Genomic DNA, 15,882 nt, shown 5'->3' with positions numbered 1-15,882 from the left:
ACTGGAAGAGACTTCATCTCTTTGGATGTTTAATGGTTTTTTTGAGGGGGTTGCCGGGGCCTAAGCCGGCCTTATACCCTTCCAAGGGCTCTTCTGGTACGCCGCTGATTTGTTCAGATGAAAGCAGTTCCCGAAGGATGACGCCGCTCTTCTTTAATGCCTAATGATATTGAGTATGATTCTATATTAAGGTAAATTGGCATTGTAGGGAAACTATTGTGTCATCATCTTGTTGTTGCCTGTTTACATATAAAAAGGAATAATATTATGGCAATAGGAAAAAAGGGCCTTCATGGATGGCCAAGTGGTAAAATTGGGAGAATAGTTTATTATGAGCTCAATGGACAACCCGTGATGCGAGGTATTGGCAAACCCGGAAAACCGAGTTTAAAGCAGCAGGCAAATCACCAGTCGATGGCTGTGACTACCCGTTTTCTGAGCCAACTGAAGGATTTTATCAATAATGGTTTCGAATTGGAAACGCGTGGAACAATCAGGAACCAACACAATCTGGCTGTTTCTCAGATTAAGAAGAATGCCCTGCAGGGTGCATACCCCAACATTAGCATCAATTATAAGAGCGTGCAGCTCAGTAAGGGGACTTTAATCAATCCGAATGACCTTCGCATGGAGAAAACCTCCGCAGGACTACAGATCAGCTGGGATTCGGCTTATTCTTATGGTACAGGAGCGCAATATGATGATACTTTACAACTGGCGGTTTGTTTTCCGGCGATAGGAAAGAAAAAGATCGAGCTGAATTTTGCGAAAAGGAAAGATGGTACTGCTTTTCTGGATTTATCCGAAGAAGAAGTGCAGCAGCCTATGGAGGTTTATTTGTTTTTAAGAGCTGCAAACCATGACTCCGTTTCTGATACGGTCTATTTGGGCAATCTAAACGGTACTTATGAAGATCCTAAAATTACCGAATTTAAAGAGAAAAAACGTGGTTTGGATTTGCAATTCAATCTGCGATATGAACAGATCAGTACGCAATATGAGGCACAAATGAAGCTGAAACCTGCAGCGCGGCTCTCTGGCAAGGTTTTTCGAAATCTAGAAACGGAGTACTTAGTTTTACTGGATCAGTGGCGATCGCGACAAGCAAAAACAAGGGGATTTTAGCCTTATTTTTAATTGCCGGATAGTGGAATTATATATTAATTTTGGGCTTCGTTTTATTTTAACGATTTGAACCCTAAAAACAACCTATGCGGATTCGTTTACTACTCATTTTTGCTGTACTATTTACGGCCATTACGGATACTTATGCCCAAGAATTGGAAGGTAATTTAAACTTCCATGGCTTTGCTGATAACAGAGAATACTCCAGATCAAACCGCTTTTCTGAAACTATTTTTGGAATGCGCGTTTCTCCTGAAGTAGGCTTGCTGGTGGATAGCACCCACAGAATCAGAATTGGATTTAATGCGTTCCATGAATTTGGATCGCCAAAATTTACGACCAGTATTGCACCGGTAGCTTATTACCAGTACATGAAAAAGGACTGGAATTTTTATCTGGGGGCTTTTCCAAGACAGGGATTGATCTCTGATTTTCCGCGTGCCATATTAAATGACACTTTAAGCTACTACCGCCCTAATATTGAAGGGATGTTGGTGAAGTATGAGAATGAAAATTGGAAACAAATCATTTTCATTGATTGGACCAGCAGACAAACTGCAACCGCAAGAGAGAATTTTATTTTCGGTTTCTCCGGTACTTATAAAAAGGATTTGTTCTTTGTATCTCATCATGCGATGATGCTGCACAATGCAGGACCAGGTATTCCTATTCCTAACGACCATGTGGAAGACAATGGTGCGGCAAGTGTAAAAGTTGGATTGGACCTTTCCAAGAAGACTTTCCTGGATTCTTTAACCCTGAGTGCTGGTGGATTGATCTCATTTGAACGTGTTCGTACGGTCGGTGGCTGGAAGACCCCAAAGGGCATGTTGCTGGAATTAAATATGGAGTACCATAAATTTGGAATCGTCAATTCCTTCTATAAAGGAGAAGGACATCACCTGATTATGGGCGATAAATTCTATACGGCAAAAACTTACAACAGAACAGATCTGACCTGGCGTCCTATTGTTTATAAAAACCTGGAAGCTAAATTGGTCTTATCTTTCCATTTTGTGGATGGCGTAGTAGACAGTCAGCAGGCATTTGGATTGAGGTATAATCTTTTTGGTAGTAAATCTCTGAAAAGGAAATAGTATTTCTGATACCGGATAATTTATTTTATCGGGGATTCTTTTGGAGGTTTCATATACATAAAAAAGGGGTTTGTTCTTAGAACAAACCCCTTTTTACTTTAGCCTATACCAGGTCAAACCCAATATCTTCTCTGAAGTATTTACCATCAAAGTAAATGCGTGCTGCATCGCCTGTGGCACATTGTAAAGCATCAAACTGGCTGTCCTGCAAGCTGGTTACTGCAAGTACTCTACCTCCGTTAGTTTTCACAATACCGCCTTCTAAGCTTGTTCCTCCATGGAACACATGAGAATTGCGCAGGTTGTCAATACCGGTAATGGTCTTACCTTTTTCGTAATCACCAGGATAGCCACCTGCAACGATCATTACGGTTGCTGCATTTTTAGGGCTGATGGTTAATTTATAGTCTTTTAATTTCTTTTGAGCAGTGGCCATGAAAAGCTCTACCAGATCGTTTTCGATACGTGGGATGACGCTTTCCGTTTCCGGATCGCCCATTCTGCAATTGTACTCTATAATTAATGGCTCATCACCAACTTTGAATAAACCAAAGAAGATAAAACCAGTATAATCAATTTTGTCTTTCTTTAAACCATTGATCGTAGGAATGATGATTTTCTGCTCTACTTTACTTAGGAAAGCTTCATCTGCGAAAGGTACTGGGGATACAGAACCCATTCCGCCGGTGTTCAGGCCAGTATCTGCCTGTCCGATTTTTTTATAGTCTTTCGCCTCAGGAAGTATAACATAATTTTCACCATCTGTCAATACAAACACCGACAGCTCTATCCCTGTTAAGAATTCTTCTACAACTACCGTACTTCCGGCATTTCCAAATTTACCACCCAGCATCAGTTTTAATTCTGATTGTGCTTCTTCGATCGTATCGAGGATTAACACACCTTTCCCTGCGGCTAAACCATCTGCTTTTAATACAATTGGAAGGGAATGTGAAGCCAGGTAGTTTAATCCTTCTTCCAGGCTTTCATTGCTGAAAGATCTTGATCCTGGAGTTGGAATGCCATGGCGTGCCATAAATTGTTTAGAGAAATCTTTACTTCCTTCCAGGATGGCGCCTTCTTTTTTAGGGCCGATTACCGGGATGTGCGATACTTCCGAGTCATTCGCAAAGAAATCATGGATACCATTTACCAAAGGTTCTTCCGGACCAACTACTAAAAGTTCAATGGCTTCTTTTAATGCAAAAGCTTTTACGGCTTCAAAATCATTAGGATTCAGGCTGATATTTTTTCCATAAGCGCCGGTACCACCGTTGCCTGGTGCAATAAACAGTTGAGAACATTGAGAAGATTGGCTCATTTTCCAGGCTAATGCACTTTCTCTGCCGCCGGAACCTAATAGTAAGATATTCATCTATGTATGGTTTTTTGTTTGAATTGTGTAGGTGGATCGGGTACCTGCCCGGTTCTTACCGGCAAATATACCGCTTTAGGGAAATTATCACAGTTTAACTTGAATATTAAAATTAAAGGAGGAGGGATGGCTCATTTTTAGGCCGAATGATCTCCCGAAGCAGGAGCTCATTTATTTTTTAATTATTGTAATTTTCGGACCCCTTATGCCGACTTACTATACAAACCAATAAATGATGGAAAAAGCTTTTATCGAAATGATAAACAAACATGCTGGGATTGTCTATAAGGTCTGCAGTATGTATGGCCTGGAAAAGGAGGATCAGAAAGATCTTTTCCAGGAAATCGTTTTACAGCTATGGAAATCTTTTCCATCTTTTAGACAAGAGGCACAGGCGAGCACATGGATGTACCGCATTGCCCTGAATACGGCCATTAGCAATTTCCGGAAGGAACGTAAAATTCCTGCAGGCAACAGCATTTCCGCTGCCGAATTTGAAATTCCTGATGGTTGTCTTTTTTCTGATCAAGAGGATCAGCTGGGGCTGTTGAAACAAGCTGTCGGGCAATTAACCAAAATTGAAAAAGCGGTCATCCTGCTGTATTTCGAAGAAAAGAACTACCAGGAAATTGCAGACATCACCGGAATAACAAAGACAAATGTTGGAGTGAAAATTAGTAGAATCAAGCAGAAGCTGGAAAAGATAATTAAAGCATAAGGGGATGAGTTTAGAAGCACTAAAATTAGCCTGGGTAGCACATCAGGCGCAATTAAATCCTCCTTCAGCGATTAAGCCGGAGGTAATTAGGGGAATCATCAGGAGAAAATCTGAAACCATGGCCTCAAAAATCAGGAAATTTTATATCAATGGAATTTTGTTTTGTAGCTTTTATATTGTGGTTTCATGCCTGCTGGGCTGGTCTTCTGATCAGGGAGAATGGTTTAACCAGCGGGTGATGATGCGGCTGGGGGCATTGTTTCTTGCTTTATTTGTATTTAGCCTGGCCTGGCTGAAGATGCGAAAGCTCAATCATGAGCAAGATGTCTTGAATCACCTGGAGCAGACGGTGGCCCATTATGTGCTGGCCATGCGGATGGTCATCGTAGTTGGTGTCATCGGATTGAGTACCCTTCTTATTGTGCTTCCTTCTTTGGGGTTGTCTGAAAATATAGCCAGTCAGGGCCTCTTATGGGGTGTTTTAGATACTTATGAAATGTTATTTAGCTTGTCTGCCGTCATGTGTTTAGGACAATTTATTCCGCAAAAGTTTCGTTGGTCTAAAGCAGGAGGACAATATAATTTGAAGCAGGTGAAGCAGGAGCTGAAAGCGCTGCGCGAACTTGCTGCAGAATTGAAGGAAGATCAAGTTTAACTATTGTGTTCTTTTATAGGTTTTTAGCATCTTTTTTCTCCGCTGCTGTTAAATTGTTAAAGTTTTTTAAATAAAATCACGATGCTAAAGCAAAGTACAGGATATTTTGTAATTTTAGCGCCCGATGACTGCCATTCTGACTTATTGTTTGATATGGCTTGGTTGTTGTAATTTGTACGTTTTTCAATATTAATAAACAATAAACACAAACATAAAAGATGTTAGGATTTTTAACCAAAGTATTTGGAAGCAAATCGGAAAGAGATATCAAGGCATTACAGCCTATTGTTATCAAAATCAACGAAGAGTATTCGAAGCTTTCTGTACTGAGCAATGATGAGTTGCGTAACAAAACGGTTTATTTTAAGGATGTGATTGCACAGGCTTTAGCGGAGATTGATGGAAAAATCAGTGGCTTAAAAGCCGATGGTGAAAGTCAGGACTTGTCATTGGCAGCAAAAACGGCCTTATATGATCAGATCGATGAGCTGATTAAAGAGCGTGATAAAGAATTAGAAGTAGTATTACTAGATATATTGCCACAGGCATTTGCCGTGGTTAAAGAAACTTCCAGACGTTTCTCAGAAAATGAGCGTTTAGAGGTAACTGCGAGTCAGCACGACAGAGACTATGCAGTACGCAGAAATAATGTAACCATTGAAGGCGATAAAGCTTTCTGGGCGAATTCATGGGATGCTGCCGGTACATTGGTGAAATGGAACATGGTACACTACGATGTTCAGTTGATCGGTGGTATGGTATTACACAGTGGTAAAATCTCTGAGATGGCTACGGGTGAGGGTAAAACTTTGGTAAGTACATTACCTGCTTACCTGAATGCGCTTGCTGGTAAAGGAGTTCACATTGTAACTGTGAATGATTACCTGGCACGACGTGACTCGGAGTGGAATGGTCCATTATTCGAATTCCATGGGATTAAAGTAGATTGTATTGATAAGCATGAGCCAAACTCTCAGGAGCGCCGTGATGCTTACCTTGCTGACATTACTTATGGTACCAACAATGAATTTGGTTTTGATTACCTGCGTGACAATATGTCGCAAACGCCAGATCAATTGGTGCAGCGTAAATTACATTTCGCGATGGTGGATGAGGTCGATTCAGTTTTAATTGATGATGCCCGTACACCTTTGATCATTTCTGGTCCGGTTCCTTTTGGAGATCAGCATGAATTCCATGAGCTGAAACCAAGGATCGAAAGATTGGTCGCTGCACAAAGAGAATATGTAACTAAAGCTTTAAATGAAGCTAAAAAATTAATTAATGATGGTAAGGCCGGAACCGAGGAAGGTGAAGGTGGTTTAGCACTTTTACGTGCACACCGTGGTTTGCCTAAAAATAAAGCATTGATCAAGTTTCTAAGTGAGGGTAGTGTTAAACAAACCTTATTGAAAACTGAAAATCATTACATGGCTGATCAGTCGAAGAACATGCCGAAAGTAGATTCGGAATTGTACTTCTATATTGATGAGAAAAACAACCAGGTAGAGCTGACTGAAAAAGGTATTGAGCTGATCACCAAATCTGGTGAAGATGCCCATTTCTTCGTATTGCCAGATGTAGGTACAGAGATCGCAGAGATTGAAAAATCTAACCTGACTAACGAAGAGAAGATTGCACAGAAAGATGCCCTGATGCGCGATTACTCGATCAAAGCAGAAAGAATTCACTCGGTAAACCAATTGCTGAAAGCTTATACTTTATTCGAGATTGATGTGGAATACATCATCGATGAAGGAAAGATCAAAATTGTAGATGAGCAAACTGGTCGTATCATGGATGGCCGTCGTTATTCTGACGGTTTACACCAGGCGATTGAAGCAAAAGAAAATGTGAAAGTAGAAGATGCTTCACAGACTTATGCGACGGTAACCCTTCAAAACTTCTTCCGTATGTACCATAAGCTTTGTGGTATGACAGGTACAGCAACTACTGAAGCTGGCGAGTTCTGGTCGATTTATAAACTGGATGTAGTGGAAATCCCTACCAACAGGGTGATCTCTAGAATTGACCACCAAGATTATGTATATCGTACGGTTCGTGAAAAATATAATGCAGTAGCAGAAGAGATCGTTAAATTAACAGAAGCAGGCCGTCCGGTATTGGTCGGTACAACTTCAGTTGAGATTTCTGAGTTATTGAGCAGAATGCTTAAACTTCGTGGAATTAAACACAATGTGCTGAACGCGAAGATGCACCAGAGAGAGGCAGATATTGTAGCTGAAGCAGGTCAGGCTGGACAGGTGACGATTGCAACCAACATGGCTGGTCGTGGTACGGATATTAAACTAGGTGCTGGTGTTAAAGAAGCAGGTGGTTTGGCTATCGTAGGTACAGAACGTCATGAGTCTCGTCGTGTAGACAGACAGCTGCGTGGTCGTGCCGGTCGTCAGGGTGATCCTGGTTCTTCTCAGTTCTTCGTTTCTCTTGAAGATAACTTAATGAGGTTATTTGGTTCTGAAAGAATCTCTAACATCATGGTGAAAATGGGTATCGAAGATGGTGAAGTGATTCAGCATTCGATGATCACCAAATCTATTGAGCGTGCACAGAAGAAAGTAGAAGAAAATAACTTTGGTATCCGTAAGCGTCTATTAGAGTATGATGATGTGATGAACTCACAGCGTACTGTAATTTATGCAAAACGTAAAAATGCATTGTTCGGTGAGCGTTTAGACGTGGACATGAACAATATGACTTTCGACGTAGCAGAAGACATTGTTACAGAATATAAAGAAGAAGGAAATTACGAAGGTTTCAAACTGGAAGTAATCAAAAACTTCTCTGCAGATACGACTATTGATGAAGCAGAATTCAGTGCAAGAAACGTTCACCACCTGACTGATAAATTGTTTGAAGAAGTAACGGCATTCTATGCTAGAAAATCTGAAGGCATTATCCAGCAGGCCATGCCGGTATTGAACCAGGTATTCGAAGAGCGTGGAGAACACATTGAGCAAATTATTGTTCCGTTTACAGATGGTATTCGTAGCATCCAGGTGCCTGTTGGCTTGAAAAAAGCAATCGACAATCATGGTCGTGAGGTGACTAAATCATTCGAAAAAACAATTGTACTAGCCTTGATCGATGAATCATGGAAAGAACATTTGCGTGAAATGGATGAGTTGAAACAGTCAGTTCAAAATGCGGTATACGAGCAAAAAGATCCATTGATCATTTACAAAATGGAAGCCTTTAACTTGTTTAAAAACATGTTGAATGCCGTAAATAAAGAAGTAGTTAGTTTCTTATATAAAGGTGGTATTCCAATTGAAACAGATCCTAATGACGTTAGAGAAGCTCAGGCACCAAGACCAGCTCCAAGCAAATTGAAAATGTCAAAACCGGATTTTGAAATCTCAGTAGGTAATGAGCCAATGACTATGGAAGATACCCGTGAAGCAGCACCACAGCAACCCATCCGTAAAGAAGTGACGGTAGGGAGAAATGATATGTGCCCTTGCGGAAGCGGTAAGAAATTCAAAAACTGCCACGGCGCAGGATTGTAATTTGTAATACACATTTAGAATGCCGATTTTTGTAACAAAAAATTCGGCATTCTTTTTTTTAAGCCCTTTCATGAAGATATTATTTACCAGTATATTGTGTTGTTTCTCTATCGTTCTTTTTGCCCAGCAGAAAGGAGAGGTAGTGGTGGTTAAAGATCCCATGATTGATAGTTTGATTGCAAAGCGGATCGCTTTGTACACCAAGTCTGCCGGCGGTGCTCCTGTTAAACCTGGGGCTGCAATTGTTGGTCAGATGGGTTATCGTGTACAGATATTTTATGGCTCCGACAGGCGTCAGGTATTTTCGGAACAAGCCCGCTTTAAATCTGCTTACCAGAATTTAAACACCTATATTACTTACAAAGAACCTAATTATTATTTGCGGGTTGGCGATTTTAGAACACGTCTGGAAGCCCAGCGTCTGCTAAATGAACTCAGACCCATGTTTCCAACCCTATTTATTTTTAGGGAGAAAATAAATGCACCTAACCTAGATTATAGCAATGACAATGAAAGATAAGATCCAAACCCTAGCGCTTGATATTTTTGATCAGGTGAGAGGCTACCGTCAGCATATTCATGCCAACCCTGAACTTTCCTTTAAAGAGTTTGAAACTTCAGCTTATATTAAAAGTCACCTGGAAGAATGGGGAATTCCTTATACCGAGATGGCCAATACAGGGGTAGTTGGATTGATCAAGGGGGACATTCCATCTGATCAGATTATCGCATTGCGTGCGGATATGGATGCTTTGCCAATTATAGAGGCAAATGACAAACCTTATGCTTCAAAAAATCCAGGAGTAATGCATGCCTGTGGTCATGATGTACACAGTTCTTCGTTATTGGGAACGGCTTTCATCCTGAACAGTCTGAAAGCAGAATTTGCAGGAACCATCAAATTGATTTTTCAACCGGGAGAAGAAGTTCTTCCAGGTGGCGCCAGCATCATGATTAAAGAAGGGGTGTTAGAGAATCCAAAGCCACAGGCGATCCTTGGGCAGCATGTGATGCCATTAATTGATGCAGGGAAGGTTGGTTTTCGCTCAGGTATTTATATGGCCTCAACGGACGAATTATACGTAACTGTGCATGGTAAAGGTGGGCATGGTGCACAACCGCACCAGAATATTGATCCGGTAGTGATTGCTTCGCATATCATTATCGCTTTGCAGCAAATTGTCAGCAGAAATGCAGATCCACGCTTGCCTTCAGTACTTTCTTTTGGAAAGGTGCAGGCAAATGGAGCTACGAATATCATCCCTAATGAAGTGAAAATGGAAGGTACTTTCAGAACACTAAATGAAGAATGGCGTAAGGAAGCAAAAGTATTGATGAAGAAAATGGCGGAAGGTATTGCCGAAAGTATGGGTGGCAGCTGTGATTTTAACATCATGAATGGCTATCCTTACCTGATCAATGAGCCGGTATTGAGCGATAATGCACGTGCGCATGCAGAAGATTATTTAGGAAAAGAGAATGTGCTGGAATTGGATATCTGGATGGCAGCGGAAGATTTTGCTTACTATTCGCAGGTAACCGATGCTTGTTTCTACAGGTTAGGAACCGGAAATAAAGAAAAAGGAACCAGCTATTCTGTGCATACACCAAACTTTGATATTGATGAGGATGCTTTAAAATTGTCGACTGGCCTAATGGCTTATCTTGCATTAAAGCAATTGGGTAATTAGGTTGCGGTTGTTAAACCACCGGATTGGCCTGAATTTTTGTGTACTCTTCCCGAATTTCCCAATGAAAAAAATACTTTTGACAGCATTTTGCACCTTGTTTTTTGGAAAAGGTTTTAGCCAGGAGATTCCGCGCTTTAACCCGGATACCATTAAAACTATCCAGCTGGATTCTGCGGTCAATATCGTGTCGCAAAAGTTCGGTGTAGAGACATTTATCAATGCCATCATTACCGATAATAGCTTTTATCAGGCTTTTCGGAATATGAAGAAGTACGGGTTCATCGCCGAAAACAGAATTTACACCTACGATAAAAAGAATAAAGTAAACGGCAAAATTTACCGGAAGATCAGACATAGCCCTAAAGGGCCAGTCAAGATGGAATACCTGGTAAAACAGGATACGGGAAAGGTGTACAAGAAAAATGGTAAATACCAGCTGTATACGATTGAGATGTTCGATTATATCTTTATGAACGCGTATCAGTCTGAATTTGTGTCTGAAGGACCAATGACTATTGGTAAGGGTGCCGAAAGTAATGAGAGTTATAAAGATAAATTAAAGACCCTCATTTTTGCTCCTGGAAGACCAATCAAAGGCTTGCCATTTATTGGTAGTAAAACCCAGATATTTACGGCCAATATGCGCCAGTATTACGATTATAGCTATGCTAGCGGGACTTACCTGGATTCTATTCCGGTATATCGGTTTAAGGTGACCATCAAACCCGACTTGAGCAATGGCACCAAAGATGGTTTGATGATTAAGGAGCTGACCACTATTTTTGATCAGCGTTCTTTTGAAATCCTCGGCCGTTATGTGGACATGAAATACAGCAATATGCTGTTCGATTTCAATGTGCAGATGAACATAGAAATGAGTTATTTTGGAGGGGAAAAACTGCCCACGAAGATCACCTATCAAGGCAATTGGGATTATCCTTTTAAAAAGGAAGAGCGGGCAAGTTTTTTAATCGTGCATAAGGACTATAATACCGGGAAATAGATTTCCGAATTTTAAAATATATTTGCTAGACAAATTGTTCTGTTATGAATAAAATTAAGTTCATCGTCTTTTCTTTTGTAGTTCTTTTTACAGGAGTAGTTCAGGCACAAGTACTGACCAGTAAACAGGTGGATAGCCTGGTGGAAAAGACGCTGGCTGCTTTTGAGGTACCCGGGATTGCAGTAGCCATTGTAAAAGATGGAAAAGTGATTCATTCCAAAGGATACGGACTTCGTTCTATCAGCACTAAGGAGCCAGTCAATGAAAATACTTTTTTTGGAATTGCTTCCAATAGCAAGGCTTTTACTGCCGCAGGATTGGGCATATTGGTAGATGAAGGGAAACTGAAATGGGACGATAAGGTGGTAGATCTGATTCCTGGATTTAAGCTGTATAATCCCTATGTAACGCAGGAATTTACTGTAAGAGACTTATTGTCCCACCGCAGTGGTTTAGGCTTAGGCGCAGGAGACTTAATGATTTTTCCGGATGCTAACCGGGTAACTAAGGGGGAACTGATTCATAATATGCGTTACCTAAAACCTGTTTCTGGGTTCAGGACTAAATTTGATTACGATAACCTGCTGTATATTGTCGCAGGAGAGGTACTGGCAAAAGTATCGGGAATGAGCTGGGAAGATTTTGTCGAAACCAGGATTATGCGTCCTATAGGAATGAGCCAGAGTGCCGGTGATTATCCTCGCCTGAAAGATAAAAAAAACTCCATTGACGCACATAGTTTGATTGATGGAAAATTAACGGTAATCAGTAAAGGTTTTCCGGAGATTTCTAATGCTGCAGGTGGTATCTGGTCTAATGTGACAGAGATGAGCAAATGGGCGATCATGCAGATGGCTAATGGCAAATATGGAGAGGGATTAAACAAGAGTTTATTCAGTGAAGAAGTTCATCGGGAAATGTGGAGCCCGCAAACGATTATCGCAGGTGGTTCTTTTAACAGTTATGGACTGGGCTGGTTTTTGAGCGCTATTAACGGGAAATTAGAAGTTTCGCATACCGGTGGTTTAAGTGGCATTGTGACGCAGGTGACTTTAATACCAGAACTGAAACTGGGCATTATTGTGCTGACCAATCAGGAGAGCGGTTATGCTTTTTCTTCCATTACCAACACGATAAAAGATGGTTATTTTGGCATCAAAGGGAAGGATAGAATTGCGGTTTATAAAGGGTATGCATCGGAAGATAAAGCAGAAAGTAAAAAGGTAACTGATGAAGTTTGGGCGGCAATCACGGCTGAACAGCAAAAGAATACCCAAAAAGTTGACCTGAGCATTTATGAAGGTTCTTTTGTTGACCCATGGTTTGGTGAGGTCGTCATTAAAAAAGTAAATGGTAAACCTTGGTTTCAATCTCTGAATTCCCCAAAATTGACTGGTGAAATGCTGCCTTATAAAGGAAATGCTTTTGTAGTGAAATGGACAGACCGAAGTATGCATGCAGATGCATTTGCGATCTTCTCTTTAGATAAAGAAGGCAAAGCTTCCGGTATGAAAATGGCTGCTGTTTCTCCATTAACGGATTTCAGTTACGATTTCCAGGATCTTGATTTTACACGTGCTGCAAAAAAATAATACTCATGAAATATAGTCAAAAGTTAAGTCTCCTGCTGGTACCAATGGTACTGCTTGTCGTATCTACTGCGATGAATTTTAAGCCTAAAAAGATTATTTTTTTTGGCGATTCTATTACCCAGATGGGGGTAGCGCCTGGTGGGTATGTAGACTTGATCCGTAAGTCTCTGAATCCTTTGAAATATGAAGTCATCGGATCTGGCATCGGTGGAAATAAGGTTTATGATCTTTACCTACGGATGGAGGAGGATGTGCTGGCAAAAAAGCCGGATCTGGTAGTGATTTATGTTGGCGTGAATGATGTATGGCATAAGCAATCGATGCGTACAGGAACCGATTATGATAAGTTTATTGCCTTTTATCAGGCATTGATCAATAAGATTCAGGCAAGTGGCGCAAAGGTGGTGTTATGTACGCCTGCTGTGATCGGGGAGAAGAAAAATGGAGCAAATGAAATGGATGCCGATTTGGATAAGTATTCAGGAGCGATAAGGGAGCTGGCAAATAAAAATAAATTGCCACTATGCGACTTGAGGGATTTGTTTAAAACCTATGAGGAAAAAAATAATATAGCAGATGTGGCCAAGGGAGTTTTAACGACTGATGGTGTACATTTGAACGATAAAGGGAATCAGACCCTTGCAGAAGTATTGATCCCGCTGTTGAAATAAACAAAAGGATAAAAATAAGGTGATTAGAGAAAGAGATAATAAAAAATATTAAAGAATGATTAATCAGGATACCATCAGCAAAATCATGGAAACCGTCCGCATTGAGGAAGTGGTTGGTGATTTTGTGTCTTTAAAAAAACGTGGTACCAGTTTGATAGGGAATTGCCCTTTTCACAATGAGAAAACACCTTCTTTTCACGTTTCTGTGGCGAAGGGTATTTACAAGTGTTTTGGCTGTGGTAAAGGAGGTGATTCGGTCCATTTTATTATGGACCATGAGAAGTATTCTTATCCGGAAGCGTTAAAGTTTCTGGCTCAGAAATACCATATTGAGGTGGAGGAGACGGTACAGTCTCCACAAAATATTGAAGCGCAGAATGCGCGGGAAAGCTTATACATTGTTTCGGAATTTGCGGCGGGTTTCTTTGCCAATGAACTGTGGACAGGGGATCAGGGCCGTGCCATTGGTCTGAGCTATTTTAAAGAGCGGGGTTTTCGGGAAGACATCGTTAAGAAGTTCCAATTGGGCTATTCTCCGGATGTTTGGGATGCCTTGATTCAGCATGCGGTTTCGGCTGGACATAAAGAAGAATATCTGGAGAAAACAGGCCTGGCGATCAGAAATGATAAAGGCAAGCTGTATGATCGTTTCAGGGGCAGGGTGATGTTCCCAATCCACAATTTTACAGGCAGGATCATTGGCTTTGGCGGTAGAACGCTGAAAACAGATAAAAATGTCCCCAAATACGTCAATTCACCGGAAAGTGACATCTACCATAAGTCGAATGTTCTTTATGGGTTGTTCCATGCTAAAAAGGCCATTCGTGATACGGATAACTGTTATTTAGTAGAAGGTTATGCGGATGTACTTGCTGCACATCAGGCAGGAATAGAAAATGTGGTGGCCTCATCAGGTACTTCATTGACAACGGAGCAGATTCGTCTGATCGGTCGTTTTACAGAAAATGTTACGATTCTTTATGATGGGGATGCTGCGGGGATTAAGGCCTCTTTACGTGGACTAGACATGATCCTGGAGGAGGGGTTGAACGTAAAAGTTGTTTCCTTCCCTGATGGCCATGACCCGGATTCTTACATGCACCATGTAGGTTCAGGAGCATTTAAAAAATACATTGAAGAGCACCGCAAAGATTTTATTCTTTACAAAGCGAATATCCTGCTGAAAGAAGCAGGTTCAGACCCGATCAAGAGAGCAGGAATTATCCGTGATATTGTAGAAAGTATTGCGAAGATTCCAGATGATATTAAGGCTTCGATTTTCATCAAGGAATGCAGCAGTTTGCTGCAGGTAGAAGAGCGTATTTTGCTTTCTGAGCTGAACAAGATCAGGATGGCGAAATTCAGGAAATCGAGTGCTGGTCAATCAGGCACTGGAAATTCCGGGGTCGGTTCTTCTGGTTTCCAACAGCAAAACCAGTATCAGCCTTATCCTGATGGGCCGCCAGACAATCTTTTCGAGGTTCCAGGTGCTGCAGGGGAAGCTGCCGAAGCAGCGGCGGCGGAAGAAAGTGACTTGCTGCAGGAGCAGGAAGTGGTACGTCTTCTATTGGCTTATGGGCATGAGCTGGTGAGCTGGGATAAGATTGATAACATGTATATCGGTTCTTTCATTATGCAGAATTTAGCTGATGTGAGCTTTACTGATCCGACTTGTAAAATCATCATTGATACCTATAATGAAGAAATAGAGAATGGCCACCTGCCGGTAGCCAGCCAGTTTATTAACCATGAAAACCGGAATATTGTAGAACTGGCAATTACACTGTCTACCTCTCCGTATTCCCTAAGTGAAAACTGGTACAATAAACACAATATTTATGTTAGGGATGAAAGTGTCAACTTAAAGGCGACTGTTCTTGGTGGGATTTTTCACCTTAAAAAAGGAAAGGTAGCGCGGATGCTCTCAGATATTTCCAAAGAGATTAAAGCCGAAAATGATCCGGTAAATCTGGAGATTCTGATGCAGCGTTTTATGTTTATGAAAAGCGTGGAGAGAGAGATTTCAAAGTTCCTGGGAACGGTGATTTTAAAATAGATGGCGGCGCATAACGAGCTCGGTCAGCGTGGGGAGGAGATCGCCAGAACCTATCTGGAAAATGCAGGGTACCGCATTTTAAATGTGAATTGGAGATACGCAAGGGCAGAAGTAGACGTTATAGCTGATCAGGGAGGAACCCTGATTTTTGTGGAAGTGAAAACGCGTACCAGTATTGAATTTGGGGAGCCAGAAGATTTTGTAGACCGCAAAAAGGAGAAACAATTGGAATTCGCTTCCACTGCTTATATTGAGTTAAAACAACATCAGGGAGAAATCCGTTTTGATATTATTGCCATTACTTTTGAGCAAAAAAATAGTTATAAAATAAATCACATTGAAGATGCATTCTGGCCAAGTTAAAAAAAT

The 15,882-nt window shown here is 41.1% G+C and carries 13 protein-coding genes; 12 read left to right on the top strand and 1 reads right to left on the bottom strand.

The window, feature by feature from the left end; translation table 11 throughout:
• The first annotated feature begins 267 nt into the window (after nucleotides 1–267).
• Nucleotides 268–1,125: a DUF6266 family protein gene (locus tag AQ505_RS24740; protein WP_062550623.1), complete on the top strand. Its 858-nt coding sequence runs from the start codon at nucleotides 268–270 to the stop codon at nucleotides 1,123–1,125.
• A gap of 86 nt (nucleotides 1,126–1,211) precedes the next feature.
• Nucleotides 1,212–2,222, top strand: coding sequence for a hypothetical protein (locus AQ505_RS24735; RefSeq protein WP_062550622.1), 1,011 nt, complete (start codon nucleotides 1,212–1,214; stop codon nucleotides 2,220–2,222).
• 103 nt (nucleotides 2,223–2,325) lie between these two features.
• Here AQ505_RS24735 and purD read toward each other — a convergent pair whose 3' ends face one another.
• Entirely contained in the window at nucleotides 2,326–3,597 is a 1,272-nt protein-coding gene (gene purD, locus AQ505_RS24730; protein WP_062550621.1) for a phosphoribosylamine--glycine ligase, read from the bottom strand.
• A gap of 232 nt (nucleotides 3,598–3,829) precedes the next feature.
• Between purD and AQ505_RS24725 the strand changes: the two genes are divergently transcribed.
• The 10 genes from AQ505_RS24725 (at nucleotide 3,830) to AQ505_RS24680 (ending at nucleotide 15,876) form a co-directional block, all read left to right on the top strand.
• Entirely contained in the window at nucleotides 3,830–4,315 is a 486-nt protein-coding gene (locus tag AQ505_RS24725) for an RNA polymerase sigma factor (protein WP_197286265.1), read from the top strand.
• Between the two features lie 4 nt (nucleotides 4,316–4,319).
• On the top strand, nucleotides 4,320–4,970 hold the full coding sequence (locus AQ505_RS24720) for a hypothetical protein (RefSeq protein ID WP_062550620.1): 651 nt from the start codon (nucleotides 4,320–4,322) through the stop codon (nucleotides 4,968–4,970).
• Nucleotides 4,971–5,188: 218 nt separating this feature from the next.
• The gene (gene secA / locus AQ505_RS24715; protein WP_062550619.1) at nucleotides 5,189–8,500 is read left to right on the top strand and encodes a preprotein translocase subunit SecA; all 3,312 of its coding nucleotides are present in this window, start codon (nucleotides 5,189–5,191) and stop codon (nucleotides 8,498–8,500) included.
• Between the two features lie 70 nt (nucleotides 8,501–8,570).
• Nucleotides 8,571–9,020, top strand: a complete 450-nt coding sequence (locus AQ505_RS24710; protein ID WP_231634983.1) for an SPOR domain-containing protein — start codon at nucleotides 8,571–8,573, stop codon at nucleotides 9,018–9,020.
• Nucleotides 9,004–10,191, top strand: a complete 1,188-nt coding sequence (locus AQ505_RS24705; RefSeq protein WP_062550617.1) for a M20 metallopeptidase family protein — start codon at nucleotides 9,004–9,006, stop codon at nucleotides 10,189–10,191. The genes AQ505_RS24710 and AQ505_RS24705 overlap by 17 nt, the downstream gene beginning before the upstream one ends.
• A gap of 61 nt (nucleotides 10,192–10,252) precedes the next feature.
• A complete protein-coding gene (locus AQ505_RS24700) occupies nucleotides 10,253–11,194 on the top strand; it encodes a hypothetical protein (protein WP_062550616.1) in 942 nt (313 codons plus the stop codon).
• A gap of 44 nt (nucleotides 11,195–11,238) precedes the next feature.
• Nucleotides 11,239–12,786, top strand: a complete 1,548-nt coding sequence (locus tag AQ505_RS24695) for a serine hydrolase (RefSeq protein WP_062550615.1) — start codon at nucleotides 11,239–11,241, stop codon at nucleotides 12,784–12,786.
• 5 nt (nucleotides 12,787–12,791) lie between these two features.
• The gene (locus tag AQ505_RS24690) at nucleotides 12,792–13,457 is read left to right on the top strand and encodes an SGNH/GDSL hydrolase family protein (protein ID WP_062550614.1); all 666 of its coding nucleotides are present in this window, start codon (nucleotides 12,792–12,794) and stop codon (nucleotides 13,455–13,457) included.
• A gap of 55 nt (nucleotides 13,458–13,512) precedes the next feature.
• A complete protein-coding gene (dnaG, locus tag AQ505_RS24685) occupies nucleotides 13,513–15,513 on the top strand; it encodes a DNA primase (protein ID WP_062550613.1) in 2,001 nt (666 codons plus the stop codon).
• On the top strand, nucleotides 15,514–15,876 hold the full coding sequence (locus AQ505_RS24680) for a YraN family protein (protein ID WP_062550612.1): 363 nt from the start codon (nucleotides 15,514–15,516) through the stop codon (nucleotides 15,874–15,876).
• Nucleotides 15,877–15,882 lie beyond the last annotated feature (6 nt).

Source organism: Pedobacter sp. PACM 27299 (assembly GCF_001412655.1).
GTDB lineage: Bacteria > Bacteroidota > Bacteroidia > Sphingobacteriales > Sphingobacteriaceae > Pedobacter.
The sequence above is the reverse complement of the archived record's forward strand: the minus strand, read 5'-3'. Positions and strand labels throughout refer to the sequence as shown.